Annotated in this window: 14 protein-coding genes; 10 read left to right on the forward strand and 4 right to left on the reverse strand. The window is 75.4% G+C overall.

All coding sequences use genetic code 11. The features are described 5' to 3' along the window. The first annotated feature begins 41 nt into the window (after positions 1 to 41). Genes AH6_RS34345 through AH6_RS34355 form a run of 3 tightly spaced genes read left to right on the forward strand, consistent with a single transcriptional unit; the run spans position 42 to position 1,676 of the window. Positions 42 to 251, forward strand: coding sequence for an MbtH family protein (locus AH6_RS34345; protein WP_067488576.1), 210 nt, complete (start codon positions 42 to 44; stop codon positions 249 to 251). Between the two features lie 4 nt (positions 252 to 255). Further along, positions 256 to 939, forward strand: coding sequence for a GNAT family N-acetyltransferase (locus tag AH6_RS34350; protein WP_245679594.1), 684 nt, complete (start codon positions 256 to 258; stop codon positions 937 to 939). Beyond that, on the forward strand, positions 936 to 1,676 hold the full coding sequence (locus AH6_RS34355; RefSeq protein ID WP_067488578.1) for a thioesterase II family protein: 741 nt from the start codon (positions 936 to 938) through the stop codon (positions 1,674 to 1,676). The genes AH6_RS34350 and AH6_RS34355 overlap by 4 nt, the downstream gene beginning before the upstream one ends. Positions 1,677 to 1,731: 55 nt before the next feature. Here the strand turns inward: AH6_RS34355 and AH6_RS34360 are convergent, their stop codons facing one another. Further along, positions 1,732 to 2,010, reverse strand: a complete 279-nt coding sequence (locus tag AH6_RS34360) for a hypothetical protein (RefSeq protein WP_067488580.1) — start codon at positions 2,008 to 2,010, stop codon at positions 1,732 to 1,734. 251 nt (positions 2,011 to 2,261) lie between these two features. Between AH6_RS34360 and AH6_RS34365 the strand changes: the two genes are divergently transcribed. Continuing rightward, complete coding sequence (locus AH6_RS34365; RefSeq protein ID WP_067488582.1) at positions 2,262 to 3,254, forward strand: ABC transporter ATP-binding protein; 993 nt, start codon at positions 2,262 to 2,264, stop codon at positions 3,252 to 3,254. Positions 3,255 to 3,305: 51 nt separating this feature from the next. Then, complete coding sequence (locus AH6_RS34370) at positions 3,306 to 4,259, forward strand: ornithine cyclodeaminase family protein (protein ID WP_067488583.1); 954 nt, start codon at positions 3,306 to 3,308, stop codon at positions 4,257 to 4,259. A 74-nt stretch (positions 4,260 to 4,333) separates the two neighbouring features. On the opposite strand, the gene AH6_RS34375 is transcribed toward AH6_RS34370, so the two are convergent. After that, entirely contained in the window at positions 4,334 to 4,546 is a 213-nt protein-coding gene (locus tag AH6_RS34375; protein ID WP_067488585.1) for a hypothetical protein, read from the reverse strand. A gap of 215 nt (positions 4,547 to 4,761) precedes the next feature. Here AH6_RS34375 and AH6_RS34380 point away from each other — a divergent pair, with 215 nt between their 5' ends. Together AH6_RS34380 and AH6_RS34385 are read left to right on the forward strand one after the other, a co-directional pair. After that, on the forward strand, positions 4,762 to 5,547 hold the full coding sequence (locus tag AH6_RS34380; protein WP_067488587.1) for an SDR family oxidoreductase: 786 nt from the start codon (positions 4,762 to 4,764) through the stop codon (positions 5,545 to 5,547). Between the two features lie 43 nt (positions 5,548 to 5,590). Continuing rightward, on the forward strand, positions 5,591 to 6,658 hold the full coding sequence (locus tag AH6_RS34385) for an NAD(P)H-dependent amine dehydrogenase family protein (RefSeq protein ID WP_067488589.1): 1,068 nt from the start codon (positions 5,591 to 5,593) through the stop codon (positions 6,656 to 6,658). Here AH6_RS34385 and AH6_RS46840 read toward each other — a convergent pair. Together AH6_RS46840 and AH6_RS34395 are read right to left on the reverse strand one after the other, a co-directional pair. Next, on the reverse strand, positions 6,609 to 9,620 hold the full coding sequence (locus AH6_RS46840) for a helix-turn-helix transcriptional regulator (protein ID WP_281180298.1): 3,012 nt from the start codon (positions 9,618 to 9,620) through the stop codon (positions 6,609 to 6,611). The two genes, AH6_RS34385 and AH6_RS46840, sit on opposite strands and share 50 nt — an antisense overlap. Before the next feature lie 119 nt (positions 9,621 to 9,739). Beyond that, positions 9,740 to 11,029: a glycosyltransferase gene (locus tag AH6_RS34395; RefSeq protein WP_067488591.1), complete on the reverse strand. Its 1,290-nt coding sequence runs from the start codon at positions 11,027 to 11,029 to the stop codon at positions 9,740 to 9,742. Positions 11,030 to 11,425: 396 nt separating this feature from the next. On the opposite strand from AH6_RS34395, the gene AH6_RS34400 reads away from it, so the two are divergent. Genes AH6_RS34400 through AH6_RS34410 form a run of 3 tightly spaced genes read left to right on the forward strand, consistent with a single transcriptional unit; the run spans position 11,426 to position 13,642 of the window. Beyond that, positions 11,426 to 12,559, forward strand: a complete 1,134-nt coding sequence (locus AH6_RS34400) for a serpin family protein (RefSeq protein WP_245679595.1) — start codon at positions 11,426 to 11,428, stop codon at positions 12,557 to 12,559. Positions 12,560 to 12,572: 13 nt separating this feature from the next. Beyond that, entirely contained in the window at positions 12,573 to 13,190 is a 618-nt protein-coding gene (locus AH6_RS34405; protein ID WP_067488596.1) for a histone deacetylase, read from the forward strand. Continuing rightward, on the forward strand, positions 13,187 to 13,642 hold the full coding sequence (locus tag AH6_RS34410) for a peroxiredoxin (protein WP_067488598.1): 456 nt from the start codon (positions 13,187 to 13,189) through the stop codon (positions 13,640 to 13,642). Before AH6_RS34405 ends, AH6_RS34410 begins: the two co-directional genes overlap by 4 nt. The last annotated feature ends 9 nt before the right edge of the window (positions 13,643 to 13,651 follow it).

Here is a 13,651-nt window from a genome sequence, read left to right on the forward strand (position 1 = left end):
ACATATCCCTCCGTATTCGCCCCCGTGGGAAGGACCCCCAGATGACCAACCCGTTCGAGGACCCCGAAGGCACCTACTCCGTGCTCGTCAACGACGAGGGCCAGCACTCGTTGTGGCCGTCGTTCGCCGAGGTCCCCGCCGGCTGGACCGTCGCCAAGGCCGAGGACACCCGCGCCGCGTGCGTGGAGTACATCGAGGCCAACTGGACCGACATGCGCCCCAGGAGCCTCGTCCGGGCGATGGGTGACTGACGGCGTGACCGGCGGAGTCGAGCTCCCCGCCGTCACCGAGTGGGCCATGGAGATGCGCGATCCCGCCGACCTGCGGCCCGCCCCGGCCCCGGCCGTCGAGATGGCCTTCTCCCTGGCCCGCGTGCCCTCGCCCGACGTCAACCGGGCGCTGTACGCGGCCGTCGGCGCGCGGGTGTGCTGGACCGACCGGTTCGGCTGGTCCTACGCCGACTGGGACGCCTGGGTGTCGCGCCCCGAGCTCGGCACCTGGCTGGTGCAGGCCGAGGGCACGCTCGCCGGGTTCTTCGAGATCGAGGCGCAGCCCGGCGGCGACACCGAGATCCACCTGGTGGGGCTCACCCCCGCCTTCGTCGGGCACGGCAACGGCGGCCACCTGGTCGAGCAGTGCGTGCGCCGCGCCTGGCAGCGCGGCGCGTCCTGGGCCGAGCACGCGGGCCCGGCCAGCCGCGTGTGGCTGCGCACCAGCACCCTGGACCACCCCAACGCGCTGGCCAACTACCGCCGCCGCGGGTTCCGGGTGGCGCTGGAGTCGACCACGCCCAAGACCGTGCCCGACCCGCGCCTCGCCCCCTGGCCGCTGCCCTGCGACCCGCGCCAGCGCGCCGCGCGGCATGCCGTGCGGGAAGTCGTGCAGGAGGCCGCGCAGGACGTCGTGCGCGCCCCGTCCGAACAGGAGCTGATCCCATGACCTGGTTCCGCTGCGCCGAGACGCGCCCCTGGGCGTCGATGCGGCTGTTCTGCCTGCCGCACGCGGGCGGGTCGGCGGTGTTCTACCGGAGCTGGGCCAAGGAGATCAGCCCGGCCGTCGAGGTGCAGGCGGTGCAGTACCCGGGCCGCGCCGACCGGATGCGCGACGCGATGGTCACCGACGCCGGGCAGCTCGTCCGCCTCATCGCGGGGGCCATGGCGCCGCTCACCGACCGGCCGTTCGCGCTGTTCGGGCACAGCATGGGCGCGGTGCTGGCCTACGAGGTCGCCCGCCTGCTCCAGGAGCGGGGCCGCCCGCCGGTCCACGTGTTCGCCTCCGGCGCGCGCCCGCCGCACGACCGCGGCGACGACGAGCGCGTCGCCGGCCGGGACGACGACGGCCTGGTCGACGCGATCGTGAAGCTCGGCGGCACCGACGCCGAGGCGTTGCAGAACCCCGAGCTGCGCGAGCTGGTCCTGCCCTACATCCGCAACGACTTCAAGCTGATCGAGGACTACGCCCACACCGCCGCGCCCCGCCTGAACGCCCCGCTCACCGCGCTCATCGGCGACGCCGACCCGCACGTGGACGAGGCCCGCGCCGCGCGCTGGGCCGAGCTGACCGACGGCCGGTTCGCGCTGCGGTCCTTCCCGGGCGACCACTTCTACCTGATGCCCCGCCAGGCCGACGTGATCGCCGAGGTCATGCGGACCCTGGAGGTCCCGCCGTCCCTGTGACGGGCACGGGGTGACGGGCACGGGGTGACGGGCACGGGGTGACGGCGCACGGCCCTCACGGCACCCGCCGGAAGAACCGCGCGCGGCAGAACCCGCAGACGGTCCCGACCGGCCCCCGGTGCACCGGGCAGGCGGCGCGCAGGTCGAACCGGGGGTCGCGGTAGCGGCGGCGCAGGCCGTCCCGCGACTCGGCCGGCTCCAGGCCCATGGAGCGGGCCTGCGCGTCGTGCACGCCGAACGCGCGGTGGCCGACCCGGCGCAACCACCGGGCCGGGCCGCGCGGGACGGGCGGGACCTCGCGGTCCGGGGAGCGGGGCGGACCAGTGTGGATCACAGGGCGTTCCCTTCGGTAGCGGCACTGGATTCCACGTGATCACAGGCGCGCGGACGGCTCTGGGTCACCGGCCGCAAAGTGACCGGGAACATGCCCCGCGACGGCCCGCCCCCACACTGGACCGAATGTCCAATATCGGTCCCGGAACGGGTCTGTCCCGCCCGCGGAAGCGGACGTATCGTCAGAGACGGCGGGGGCCGGACAACAGCCGCGGAACCCCCGTGCCCGGTTCACCCGTCCTGGGAGTCGCCATGGGCATCGAGATCCGGGTGGAAGGGCTCAAGAAGTCGTTCGGGCGGCAGACCATCTGGGAGGACGTGACCTTCACGATCCCCTCCGGTGAGATCTCCGCCCTGCTGGGGCCGTCGGGCACCGGCAAGTCCGTCTTCCTCAAGAACCTCATCGGGCTGCTGCGGCCCGACCGCGGCCACGTGTTCGTCGGCGACGGCGACGTGCCCCGGCTGCGCGAGAGCGAGCTCTACGAGATGCGCCGCCAGTTCGGCGTGCTCTTCCAGGACGGCGCCCTGTTCGGCTCCATGAGCATCTACGACAACATCGCCTTCCCGCTGCGCGAGCACACCAGGAAGGGCGAGACCGAGATCCGCAACATCGTGCGGGAGAAGATGGAGATGGTCGGCCTCACCGGGGCCGAGGACAAGCTCCCGGGCGAGATCTCCGGCGGGATGAAGAAGCGCGCCGGACTGGCCCGCGCGCTGGTCCTCGATCCGGAGATCATCCTGGCCGACGAGCCGGACTCGGGCCTGGACCCGGTCCGCACCGCCTACCTGAACCAGCTGTTCGTGGACCTCAACTGCGAGTTGGGCGCGACGTTCCTGATCGTCACCCACGACATCGGCACCGCCCGCGTGCTGCCCGACAACCTCGGACTGCTGTTCCGGCGCGGCCTGGTCATGTTCGGGCCGCGCGAGATGGTCCTGTCCAGCACCCACCCGGCGGTCAACCAGTTCTTCAACGCCCGCCGCCAGGGCCCGATCGGGATGGCCGAGGAGAAGGACCAGGCGGAGCTGGACAACGAGGGCCAGGGGCTCCAGGCCATGCCCGCGCCGATCCCGCCGCAGCTCATGCCGAGCGACGGGCGCGTGCGGCCGTCGATGCGGCGGCCGGGGGAGTGGCTGCAACGGCACCACGTCAAGGCGCCGCCCGGCTCGTTCATCGACGACGACGGCCGCAACTGGGTCACCGAGTGGGACGATCTGGTCTCCGAGCGTCGCCGCCCGCAGTAGTGTCCGGCCCGCGGCTCGACCCGGGACCGGACACGACGGGACAATGGCCCGGTGACCCTCCTGCTGAACCGCTCCGACCTCCAGTCGCTGCTGGACCCGGCCGACTGCCTGGCCGCGCTGCGCCGCGGCTTCACCGCCGAGCCCGGGGAGGTGGCGGCGCGGCGCGTCGTCACCCCCCTGCCCGGCCAGGGCAGCGCCACCGCGCTGATCCCCGGCCTGATCGAGGGCGTGCCCGCCTACACCGTCAAGGTCAACGCCAAGTTCCCCGGCGCGCGGCCCGCGCTGCGCGGCGTGGTGTGCCTGCACGACCTGGAGACCGGCGAGCTGCTGGCGCTGCTGGACTCGGGCACGGTGACCGCCTGGCGCACCGGCCTCGCCGCCGCGCTCGGCACCCACGCGCTGGCCCGCCGCGCCGCCGCCAAGGTCGCGGTGATCGGCGCGGGCGCGCAGGCCGAGCTGGTCATGCTGGGCCTGTCGCAGCTCCGCGCCGCCCGCGAGCTGACGGTCTGCGACCTGGACCCCCGCCGCGCCACCGACTTCGCCGAGCGGCACGGCGCGCGCCTCAACGTGCCCGCCTCGGTCGCCGCCGAGCCGCGCGTGGCCGCGCAGGGCGCCGACATCATCGTCGTCGCGACGTGGGCGCGCCGCCCGCTGCTGCACGCCGCCGACGTCGTCCCCGGCGCGCACCTCACCTCGCTGGGCGCCGACGAGCCCGGCAAGTGCGAGCTGGCCCCCGACCTCGTGCAGGCCGCGCGCGTGGTGGTGGACGACGTGGCGCTGTCGGTGGAGATGGGCGTGCTGGCCGCCGCCGGGCTGGACGTCAAGCACGCCGCCGGGACCCTGCGCGACCTGCTGCGCGGCCAGGTGCCCGGCCGCGTCCGCGAGCGCGAGATCACCGTCTACGCGCCGGTCGGCCTGCCCTGGCAGGACCTGGCGCTGGCCTGGACCGCCTACCGCGCCGCCGCCGAGGCGGGCGTCGGCACCGAGTTCGACCTGCTGGCCTGACCCCCCGCCCAAGCCTGCCTCCGGGCCGGCCTGGCCCCGGGTCGGCCTGACGTATCAGCGCCGGACGGGACGGCTCAGCGCCGGAGCGGGCGGCTGGAGGTCAGGTGCCAGCCCGCGCAGGAGGGGCAGCGGTAGACGCGCGCCTCCACCTTGGGGCGGCCGGGACGGTCGTCGTGCTGGATCGTGGCCAGCGCGAGGGTCGCGGCGATGCGGTCGCGGAACCGCACCTTGCCGCTGGGGCACGAGGCGCGGCGCGGGCCGCGCGGCCGGGCTCGACGACGGGACATCGCGGCACCACCTCCGGCGCGTCAGGGTGCGTTCCTCCGGTGTACCTCAGGACGCGCCCCGTGTCCCGCGTCCGGGCCTCCTCTCCGGGAACGTTGCCCGGGACCGGCCCCGGGGGTTGACAGCGCCCGCCGCCGCGCGCAAGGCGCCGCCCGTGCCAGGTCATTGAAACACGTTCTACTTACGTCTACGCTGGCGGCACGACGGAGGTGGGCCGATGATCTGGGAACGGTTCCGCATCGACGGCCGGGCGGCCGTCGTCACCGGCGCGGGCCGGGGCATCGGCGCCGCGACCGCCGTGGCGCTGGCCCAGGCGGGCGCCGACGTGGTGCTGTCGGCGCGCACCGAGGAGCAGTTGCACAAGGTGGCGGCCGAGGTGGAGGCCGCCGGGCGGCGCGCCCTGGTCGTTCCGGCCGACCTGTCGGACCCCGACGCCGCCGCCGCGCTCGCCGGACGCGCCGCCGAGGGCTTCGGCCGCCTGGACATCGTGGTCAACAACGTCGGCGGCGCGCTGCCCCGGCCCCTCATGGACACCGAGCCGCGCCATCTTGAGAACGCGTTCCAGTTCAACGTGAGCAACGCGCACGCCCTGACCCGCGCCGCCGTCCCGCACCTGCTGGAGCACGGCGGCTCCGTCGTCAACATCTCCTCGGTGATGGGCCGGATCGCCGGTCGCGGCTACGCCGCCTACGGCAGCGCCAAGGCCGCCCTCGCGCACTACACCCGGCTGGCCGCCGCCGACCTCGCGCCCCGCGTCCGCGTCAACGCCATCGCGGTCGGCTCGGTCGCCACCTCCGCGCTCGACATCGTCATGTCCAGCGACGAGCTGCGCACCCAGATGGAGTCCGGCACCCCGCTCGGCCGCATCGGCGACCCCGAGGACGTGGCCGCCGCCGTCCTCTACCTCGCCTCCCCGGCCGCCGCCTACACCACCGGCGCGGTCCTGCGCGTGGACGGCGGCATCGACACCCCCAACCTCGACCTCGGCCTGCCCGACCTGTAGCCCGCGACCCGTCGCCCGCCCCACCGCCCGCAGGAGACCCCGCATGACCTACCGCGTCGTCCAATGGAGCACCGGCAACGTCGGCCGCAACACCCTGGCCGGGATCGACGCCCACCCCGACCTCGAACTGGCCGGGGTCTGGGTGTCCAGCCCCGCCAAGGCAGGCCGGGACGCGGGCGAGCTGGCCGGGCTCGGCCGCTCCCTCGGCGTGGCCGCCACCGGGGACGAGGCCGAGGCGCTGGCGCTGCGCCCCGACTGCGTCGTCTACACCGCCATGGCCGACGTGCGGATCATGGAGGCGATCGACGATCTGTGCCGCATCCTGCGCTCGGGCGCGAACGTGGTGTCCAGCAGCCCGGTGTTCCTCCAGTTCCCCGACGGCGTGGTCCCGCCGGAGATGGCCGACCCGGTGCGCGCCGCCGCCGCCGAGGGCGGCACGTCGATCTTCGTCAACGGCATCGACCCCGGCTTCGCCAACGACGTGCTGCCGCTGGCGCTGACCGGCATCAGCGAGCGCATCGACGAGGTCCGCTGCATGGAGGTCCTCAACTACGCCACCTACGACCAGGGCACCGTGCTGTTCGACATCATGGGTTTCGGCGGCCCCCTGGACGAGACGCCCATGCTGCTGCAACCGGGCGTGCTCACCATGGCGTGGGGCAGCGTCGTCCGCCAGATCGCCGCCGGGCTCGGCGTCGAGCTGGACGAGGTCGTGGAGCACCACACCCGCCTGCCCGCCTCCGAGACCTTCCAGGTGGCCTCCGGCACGATCGAGAAGGGCACCGCCGCCGCGCTGCGCTTCGAGGTGCGCGGGATGCTCGGCGGCCGTCCCGCCGTCGTGCTGGAGCACGTCACCCGGCTGCGCGACGACCTGGCCCCCGACTGGCCGCAGCCCGCCGGGGCCGGGTGCTACCGCGTCACGGTGACCGGCGAGCCCAACTACACCCTGGACCTGCAACTGCTCGGCGAGGACGGCGACCACAACACCGCCGGGCTCAAGGCCACCGCGATGCGCCTGGTGAACGCCGTGCCCGCCGTCGTCGAAGCGCCCGCCGGGCTGCTCACCGCCCTGGACCTGCCCCTGGTCCCGGGCCGGGGTCTGCTGCGCTGAGCAGGCCCGCCCGGTGCGCGATCGCCGCCGCCTGGGTGCGGCCCGTGACGCCGAGCTTGCCCATGATGTTGGAGACGTGCACGCTGGCGGTCTTGGGCGAGATGTACAGCGCCGCTGCGATCTCCTTGTTGCCCAGGCCCTCGGCGACCAGCTTCAGCACCTCGTGCTCGCGCGCGGTGAGCGCGGCCAGCGGCCCCGCCCCCTCGCCGCCGCCGCGGCCGTTCTCCAGCCGGGCGCGGGTGCCCAGGTCGCGCAGCGCCGCCAGCAGCGGCGCGGCCCCCAGCCGCTCGGCCGCCGCCACGGCGGGCCGCCACGCCTCGGCCGCCCCCTCGCGGTCGCCGTGCTCGACCAGCGCCTCGGCCAGCCGCCACCGCGACCGCGCCACCTCGTACCGGAACCCGCCGTCGGGGTCGCCGTAGGTGAACGCCTTGGCCGACCTGCGCCACGCCTCGGGATCGTTGCGGCCGACCGCGCGGAGATAGTCGGCCTCGGCGCGCGCCAGCCACGCCTTGCCCTCCATGCCGAACCAGGCGCGCGGCGCGCCGTTGGGGGAGAGGGACGCGGCGTCGCGGGCCCGCTTCACCAGGACCTCGGCCGCCTCCAGGTCCGGCTGCTCACCGGCCGCGACGCGGTCGGCCAGCGCCCACAGAGCCGTCGCGGCCACCCGGACGGCCCCGGCGTCGTAGGGGTAGAGGGCGTCCAGCGCCGCGCGCGCGTGCGCCAGGCCGCCGCCGGTGTCGCCCCGCCACAGCGCGTGCTCGGCGGCCAGGCCGCGCGCCACGAACGCCAGGAACGTGTCCTGCGACCACAGCGGCGCGATCCAGCGCAGCCGCTCGTCGGCGACGGGGTCGCCCTGGGCGATCTCGGTGAACAGCGCGTACGCCGACACCTGCGCCTCGGGCGTGCGCACCGCCTGCACGGCGAAGTCCTCGGCCAGCCGCCCGGCCCGCGCCCAGTCGCCGGACGCGTAGTGGATCAGGTACTGGAGGCAGCGCATGGTGGTGCCGTAGGTGCTCCAGCCCACGCCGTTGGCCAGCGCGAACGCCACGCCCTCGTCGGCCGCGGCGGTCGCGCGGGCCAGGTCGCCGCGCTCGAACAGGGCGCGCGCGTACTGGAAGGCCGCGCGCAGCGCCACCGGATGGTTGCCCGTGCCGATCGCCAGGTCGCGGGCGCGCCCGAACAGGCCGACCGCCTCGGGGTCGGCCTCCAGCGACTCGCGGTAGAGCGCCAGCGTCACCAGCGCGCTGGCCTCGGCGTCGGCCGCGCCGGTCGCGCGGGCGGCGGCCATCGCCTCGGCGGCCAGCTCGGGGACGGCCTCGTGGCCGGGCTGGAAGTGGAGGATGCGGACGTAGGCGGCCAGCGCGGCGGCCCGCTCGGGCGTGGGCGGATCGGCCGGCAACATCGCGACCGCCTCGCGCGCGACCTCCAGCGCCTCGACCTCCTCGTCGATGTCGGACAGGCTCGACGCCAGGTTCTCCCGGATCCGCACGCCCAGCCGCACGTCGGCCGGGTCGGCGAGCTCCAGCAGGCGGCGCAGCCGGTGCACGGCGGGCCGCCGGTCGCCCGCCCGCGCCGTCGCCAGCGCCGCCGCCAGCGACAGCCGGACGCGGTCGGTCCCGGCGGTCTCCGCGGCGCCGGGCACCGCCTCCCACAACTCCAGCGCCCGGTCGTAGTGCTCCACGGCCTCGTCGGGCGCGCCCATCTCGTCGGCCTCGCGCCCGGCCCGCACCGACGCAGCGAACGCCACCGGCAGGTCGTGGGCGGCCATGCTGTGGTGGGCGCGCTCGGCGGCCGCCCGGGGCAGGTCGCGCGCGGGCGGCTCGGCCAGCAGCGCCGCGAACGCCGCGTGCAGCCGGGTGCGCTCGCCCGGCAGCAGGTCGGCGTAGACCGCCTCGGCCAGCAGCGCGTGCCGGAACCGGTAGCCCTCCGCGCCGTCGGGCACCAGCAGCTGGTGCGAGACGATCTCGCGCAGCGCCTCGCCCACGGCCTGCTCGTCCAGCCCCGACACCCGGCGCACCAGCTCGTCGTTGACGCGGCGGCCCGCGACCGCCGCGACCCGCACCACCCGCTGGCCCTGGTCCGACAACCGCTCCATCCGCGCCAGCAGCAGGTCGGCGAGCCCGGCGGGCAGCTCCTCGCCGCTGCGGGCGGCCGCGTGCAGCTCGGCGGCGTAGAACGCGTTGCCCTCCGACCGCTGGTGCACCCGCGCGGCCTCCTCGGCCGACGGCGCGCGGCCGCCGTCCAGGAACGCCAGGTACTCGGCGGTCTCGCCCGGACCGAACGGCCGCAGGTCCACCGCCGCCACGTTCGGCAGCCGCAGCAGCTCGGCGACCACCGGCCGCAGCGGGTGCCGCCGGTGCAGGTCGTCGGAGCGGTAGGTGCCGACCAGGCAGACCCGCTCGCGCTGGAGCACCCGGGACAGGAACGTCAGCAGGTGGCGGGTCGAGCGGTCGGCCCAGTGCAGGTCCTCCAGCACCAGCAGCACCGGCCGGTCGGCGCCCAGCTCGCCCAGCAGGCCGAGGACCGCGCCGAACAGCTGCTGCTGGCCCAGCTCCGACACCCCGTCGGGCCCGCCGCCCGCGTCGGGCAGCAGCCGCCCCAGCACCGGCCGCGTCCCCAGCGCGTCGCGCACCCGCCCGGCGGCGGGGTCGCGCACGCCGCTCCACAACGCGTCGGCGAGCGGCAGGTAGGGGATGCTCTCGCCCAGCTCGGCGCACTGCCCGGCCAGCACGGTCCAGCCGCGCTCCCGGGCGGCGGCGGCCAGCGCGCCGGTCAGGTGGGACTTGCCCACCCCGGCGTCGCCGCTCACCAGCGCCACCCCGGCCGAGCCGCCGTCGGCCTTGTCCAGCGCGGCGGCGAGCATGCCGAACTCGGCGGCCCGCCCGATCAGCGCGCCGCGCGGTGCGACCCGCGCGCCCTGTGCGACCTGCTGTGCGACCTGGTCGCGTTCCCCGTCCCCCACGCCCCGAGTATGCCATTCGGGGCCACCAACAGGGACAAAGGCCATGAAAGCGCATGGGCCCCCTGATCCTGACGGATCGGGGGCCCGTGCGCGGCCCGGGGGCGTCCCGGGACCGAGGGTCAGCTCGCCAGGGCGGCGGCCAGCTCGTTGTCCTGGGCGGCCCCGACGGCCGCCGGGGCCTCCTCGGCGGCGCCCTCGGCCGCGGGCTCCTCCTCGACCACCGGGACCGGCAGCACCTTGTCGTAGGAGCGCAGGGTCTCGGCGGCGATCCGGGTCCAGGAGTAGCGCGACCCGGCGCGGTCGGCGGCGGCGATCGCCCAGCCGTGCAGCGTGGTCTCCTCGGCCAGCAGCTTGCGCAGCGTGCGGCCGATCATGGTGGGCCGGTCGGCCGGGACGTGCAGGCCGGTGATGCCGTCCAGCACGCTGTCGGCGTTGCCGCCCGACGGGGTCGCCACGACCGGGACGCCGCAGGCCATGGCCTCCAGCGGCACCATCGACGACGGCTGGTAGGGCGCCAGCGACAACACCAGGCGGGCGGTGCGCAGCAGCTTGGGCAGCGACTTGCGGGGCAGCCGGCCCAGGAAGATCACGCGGTCGGCCACGTGCAGCTCCTTGGCCAGCATCCGCAGCCGGTGCACCGCCGGGTCGTTCTCCAGCTCCTCGCGCGCCGGGCCGCCCGCGACGGCCAGCTCGGCGTCGGGGACGTGGGCCAGGGCGCGGATCGCGGTGGCGACGCCGCCGTCCTCCAGGTCGCGGCTGACGGTGACCAGGCGGGCCCGGTCGCCGCGCGGCATGGCCGGGCCGACCTGGCTGAACAGGTCGCCGTCCACGCCGTAGGGCAGCACGCCGACGTGCGGCCGCGGCACGCCCATGCGGACCAGCGCGTTGCGCTCGCCGGTGTGGGCGGCCAGCACCAGGTCGGCGCCGCAGCCGATCGCGCGCTCCAGCCGCATCCGGGCCGGGTGCACCTCGTGGCCGAGGCGGCGCTCGCCGGCGGCGAGGCCGTGGTAGCTGGCGACGAAGGGGATGTCCAGCTCGCGGGCGGCGGCGCAGGCGGCCAGGCCGCCGATCCAGCCGTGGGCGTGCACGACGTCGGGGCGGTGCGCGCCGGACCAGCGGCGGCGCAGCGCGTCGGCGAGGTCGCGGACGTGCTCCAGCGCCTCGGCGTCGCTCAGCGGGCGGGCGGGCCCGGCGTCCAGCTGGACCAGCGCGGCGCCGGGGGCGAGGCGGGTCCGGCCGCGGGCGGCGGCGTCGGCGCGGCGGGTGTAGACGGTGACCTGGTTGCCCTCGGCGCCCTCGGTGGCGGGGCGGGCCAGGGCCTTGGCGAGTTCCCGGACGTGGATGGCCTGCACGCTGTCGCCGTCGAGGTCGGCGGCGGAGACGAAGGCGATGTTCAGGGGGCGGCGCATGATGTGATCCTCCGGGCTCAGGGCATGAGTGACCTGGAGGTATCTGCGTCTTAGACACCTTCGTGGTGGCCCGCCAGCGGGAATCCCTCCCAGGAGGAAGGAAGCGGCGGGGGGAGTTCAGTCCCCACCGATTCGCGCGGCGGTCGCTCTGAACGTATCCCCGATGGGTGATCACCGCAAACATGCGTGTGGCGCAGGTCACCCCAACATGCCGTGCGGGCAAGCCTTTTCGGGGAACCGGATCACGGTGGGCGGCGTCCAAGCAGAATGCCTCTGCTGCCCGGGAAACCTGCGATGACCAGGCTTTTCGCCGCTTCCCTGGGTGCGGCGCTTCCCCTCGGAACGCTCGCCGCGTGCGGCTCCGAGCCGGGGCAAAAAATTCGCACTGTGCGCGGCGTGTCCGCACGGGTCGCGCCGGTCGATCCGCGCCCGTTCGCCCGCGCCGACACCGTTTTCGGGCTCAACCTGATGCACGCGTGGTGCCAGGAGGATCCCCGCGCGAACGTCGTGCTGTCGCCCAGCAGCGTGGCGAGCGGGCTCGGAATGGTGCATCTGGGCGCGCGGGGCGAGACCGCCAAGGCGATGGCCCGCACCCTCGCGTTGCCGAAGGGGGACCCGCTGCCCGGCCTTAACGCGCGCAACCGGGCGATGAAGGGGATCGGCGGCGACACCACCCTGCACATCACCGACCAGGTGTGGTCCGACAAGCAGAACCCGCCCAGCCAGGACTACCTGAACCGGGTCGCGACCGCCTACGACGCGGGCCTCAACCTCCTCGACATCCAGGGCGACCCGGACGGCGCGCGCCGCACCGTCAACGAGGCTGTCGAGAAGTCCACCCGGGGCCGGATCAGCGACCTGCTGCCCGAGGGCGCGGTGACCAGGGACGTGGGCTGGATCCTCACCGACGCCGTCTACCTCAAGGCGCGCTGGGCGGCGGAGTTCAAGCGGAGCGGCACCGGCCGGACCCCGTTCACCACCGCCGACGCGCGCACCGTCCAGGCCACCACGATGAACCGGGCCGGGCAGTACGGCCTGGCCCGCGTCCCCGGCTGGACGGCGGTCGACATGCCCTACCGGGGCGGCGCCCTCGCCATGACGGCGCTGCTGCCCGACAGGCCCGCCGCCTGCCCGCGCGTGGACGCCGCCGCCCTCGCCAAGATCACCGGCGCGCTCAGGCCGACCCTGCTCGACCTGACCGTCCCCAAGGTCGAACTCCGCTCGCGCGCCGACCTGAAACCGCTGCTGACCGGCCTCGGGATGGGCACGGCGTTCTCCGGCGACGCCGACCTGACCGGCATCTCGCCCAAGGCGACCCGGCTGGCGTTCGTGCGGCACGCGGCGTCGCTGACCATGGACGAGAAGGGCACCGAGGCCGCCGCCGCGACCGGCGCGGGCGTGGGCGCGCTGGCCGCGCCGCCGCCGGGCGTGAAGGTCGTGTTCGACCGGCCCTACGTGCTCGTCGTCCGCGACACGCGCACCGGGGAGCCGCTGTTCCTGGCCACCGTCGCCGACCCGTCGCGCTCCTGAGGCAGGCGCGCGCATGGACCTCTGGTACGTCGCCTACGGCTCCAACCTGTACCGGGAGCGGTTCGCCTGCTACCTGGCGGGCGGCACCCCGGCGGGCGGCGCGCGCCGCTACACCGGCTGCCGCGACACCCGCCCGGCCCGCGCCGAACGGTCGGTCACCCTGCCGGGCGGGATCTACTTCGCGCTGGAGTCCCTCACCTGGGGCGGCGGCATGGCGTTCTACGACCCGGCGCTGCCGGGCCGCGCCGCCGCCCGCGCCTACCTGCTCACCCGCCAGCAGTTCTGCGACGTCATGGCGCAGGAGATGCGGCGCGGGACCGGTACCGACCCCGACCTGTCGGAGGTGCTGCGCACCGGCCGCCAGCGCCTCGGCCCCGGCCGCTACGAGACCGTCCTCAAGATCGGCGAGCGCGGCGGGCACCCCATGCTGACCTTCACCGCCCCCGAGGCCGCCGCCGAGGCCGCCCTGAACGCGCCCACCGCCCCCTACCTGGCCATGCTCGGCCACGGGCTGCGCGAGGCGCACGGCTGGGACGCCGGCCGCGCCGCCGCCTACCTCGCCGCCCGGCCCGGCGCGCGCGGAGCCTGGACGACGGGCGCGATCACCGCGCTGCTAGCGTCGGGCCCATGAACGTCGGTGATGTGGTCCAGGACTTCGAGCTGCCCGACGAGACCGGGACGCCGCGCACGCTGAGCGGCCTGCTGGAGAAGGGCCCGGTCGTGCTCTTCTTCTACCCGGCCGCGATGACGCCCGGCTGCACGGCCGAGGCGTGCCACTTCCGCGACCTGGTCGCCGAGCTGGCCGAGGTCGGCGCGCACCCCGTCGGGATCAGCGCCGACGCGGTGGACAAGCAGAAGGAGTTCGCCGACAAGCACGGCTTCGGCTACCCGCTGCTGTCGGACCCCGACGGGACGGTCCGCGCGCTGTTCGGCGTCAAGCGCGGCATCGCGCTCATGCCGACCAAGCGGCAGACGTTCGTCATCGGCACCGACCGCCGCGTGCTGGAGATCGTCAAGAGCGAGGTGCGGATGAACGCGCACGCCGACAAGGCGCTGGAGGCCCTGCGCGCCCGCGCGAAGTAGCGGGACCCG

Origin of the sequence: Actinomadura hibisca NBRC 15177, assembly GCF_001552635.1 — a bacterium.
Taxonomy (GTDB): domain Bacteria; phylum Actinomycetota; class Actinomycetes; order Streptosporangiales; family Streptosporangiaceae; genus Spirillospora; species Spirillospora hibisca.

What these genes read in the sequence shown, in the direction of transcription:
- AH6_RS34385 (WP_067488589.1), top strand. Translation starts at nt 5,591, where the DNA reads ATGACCTACCGCGTCGTCCAATGGAGCACCGGCAACGTCGGCCGCAAC.
- AH6_RS34365 (WP_067488582.1), top strand. Translation starts at nt 2,262, where the DNA reads ATGGGCATCGAGATCCGGGTGGAAGGGCTCAAGAAGTCGTTCGGGCGG.
- AH6_RS34405 (WP_067488596.1), top strand. Translation starts at nt 12,573, where the DNA reads ATGGACCTCTGGTACGTCGCCTACGGCTCCAACCTGTACCGGGAGCGG.
- AH6_RS34345 (WP_067488576.1), top strand. Translation starts at nt 42, where the DNA reads ATGACCAACCCGTTCGAGGACCCCGAAGGCACCTACTCCGTGCTCGTC.
- AH6_RS34410 (WP_067488598.1), top strand. Translation starts at nt 13,187, where the DNA reads ATGAACGTCGGTGATGTGGTCCAGGACTTCGAGCTGCCCGACGAGACC.
- AH6_RS34380 (WP_067488587.1), top strand. Translation starts at nt 4,762, where the DNA reads ATGATCTGGGAACGGTTCCGCATCGACGGCCGGGCGGCCGTCGTCACC.
- AH6_RS34395 (WP_067488591.1), bottom strand. Translation starts at nt 11,029, where the DNA reads ATGCGCCGCCCCCTGAACATCGCCTTCGTCTCCGCCGCCGACCTCGAC.
- AH6_RS34375 (WP_067488585.1), bottom strand. Translation starts at nt 4,546, where the DNA reads ATGTCCCGTCGTCGAGCCCGGCCGCGCGGCCCGCGCCGCGCCTCGTGC.
- AH6_RS34355 (WP_067488578.1), top strand. Translation starts at nt 936, where the DNA reads ATGACCTGGTTCCGCTGCGCCGAGACGCGCCCCTGGGCGTCGATGCGG.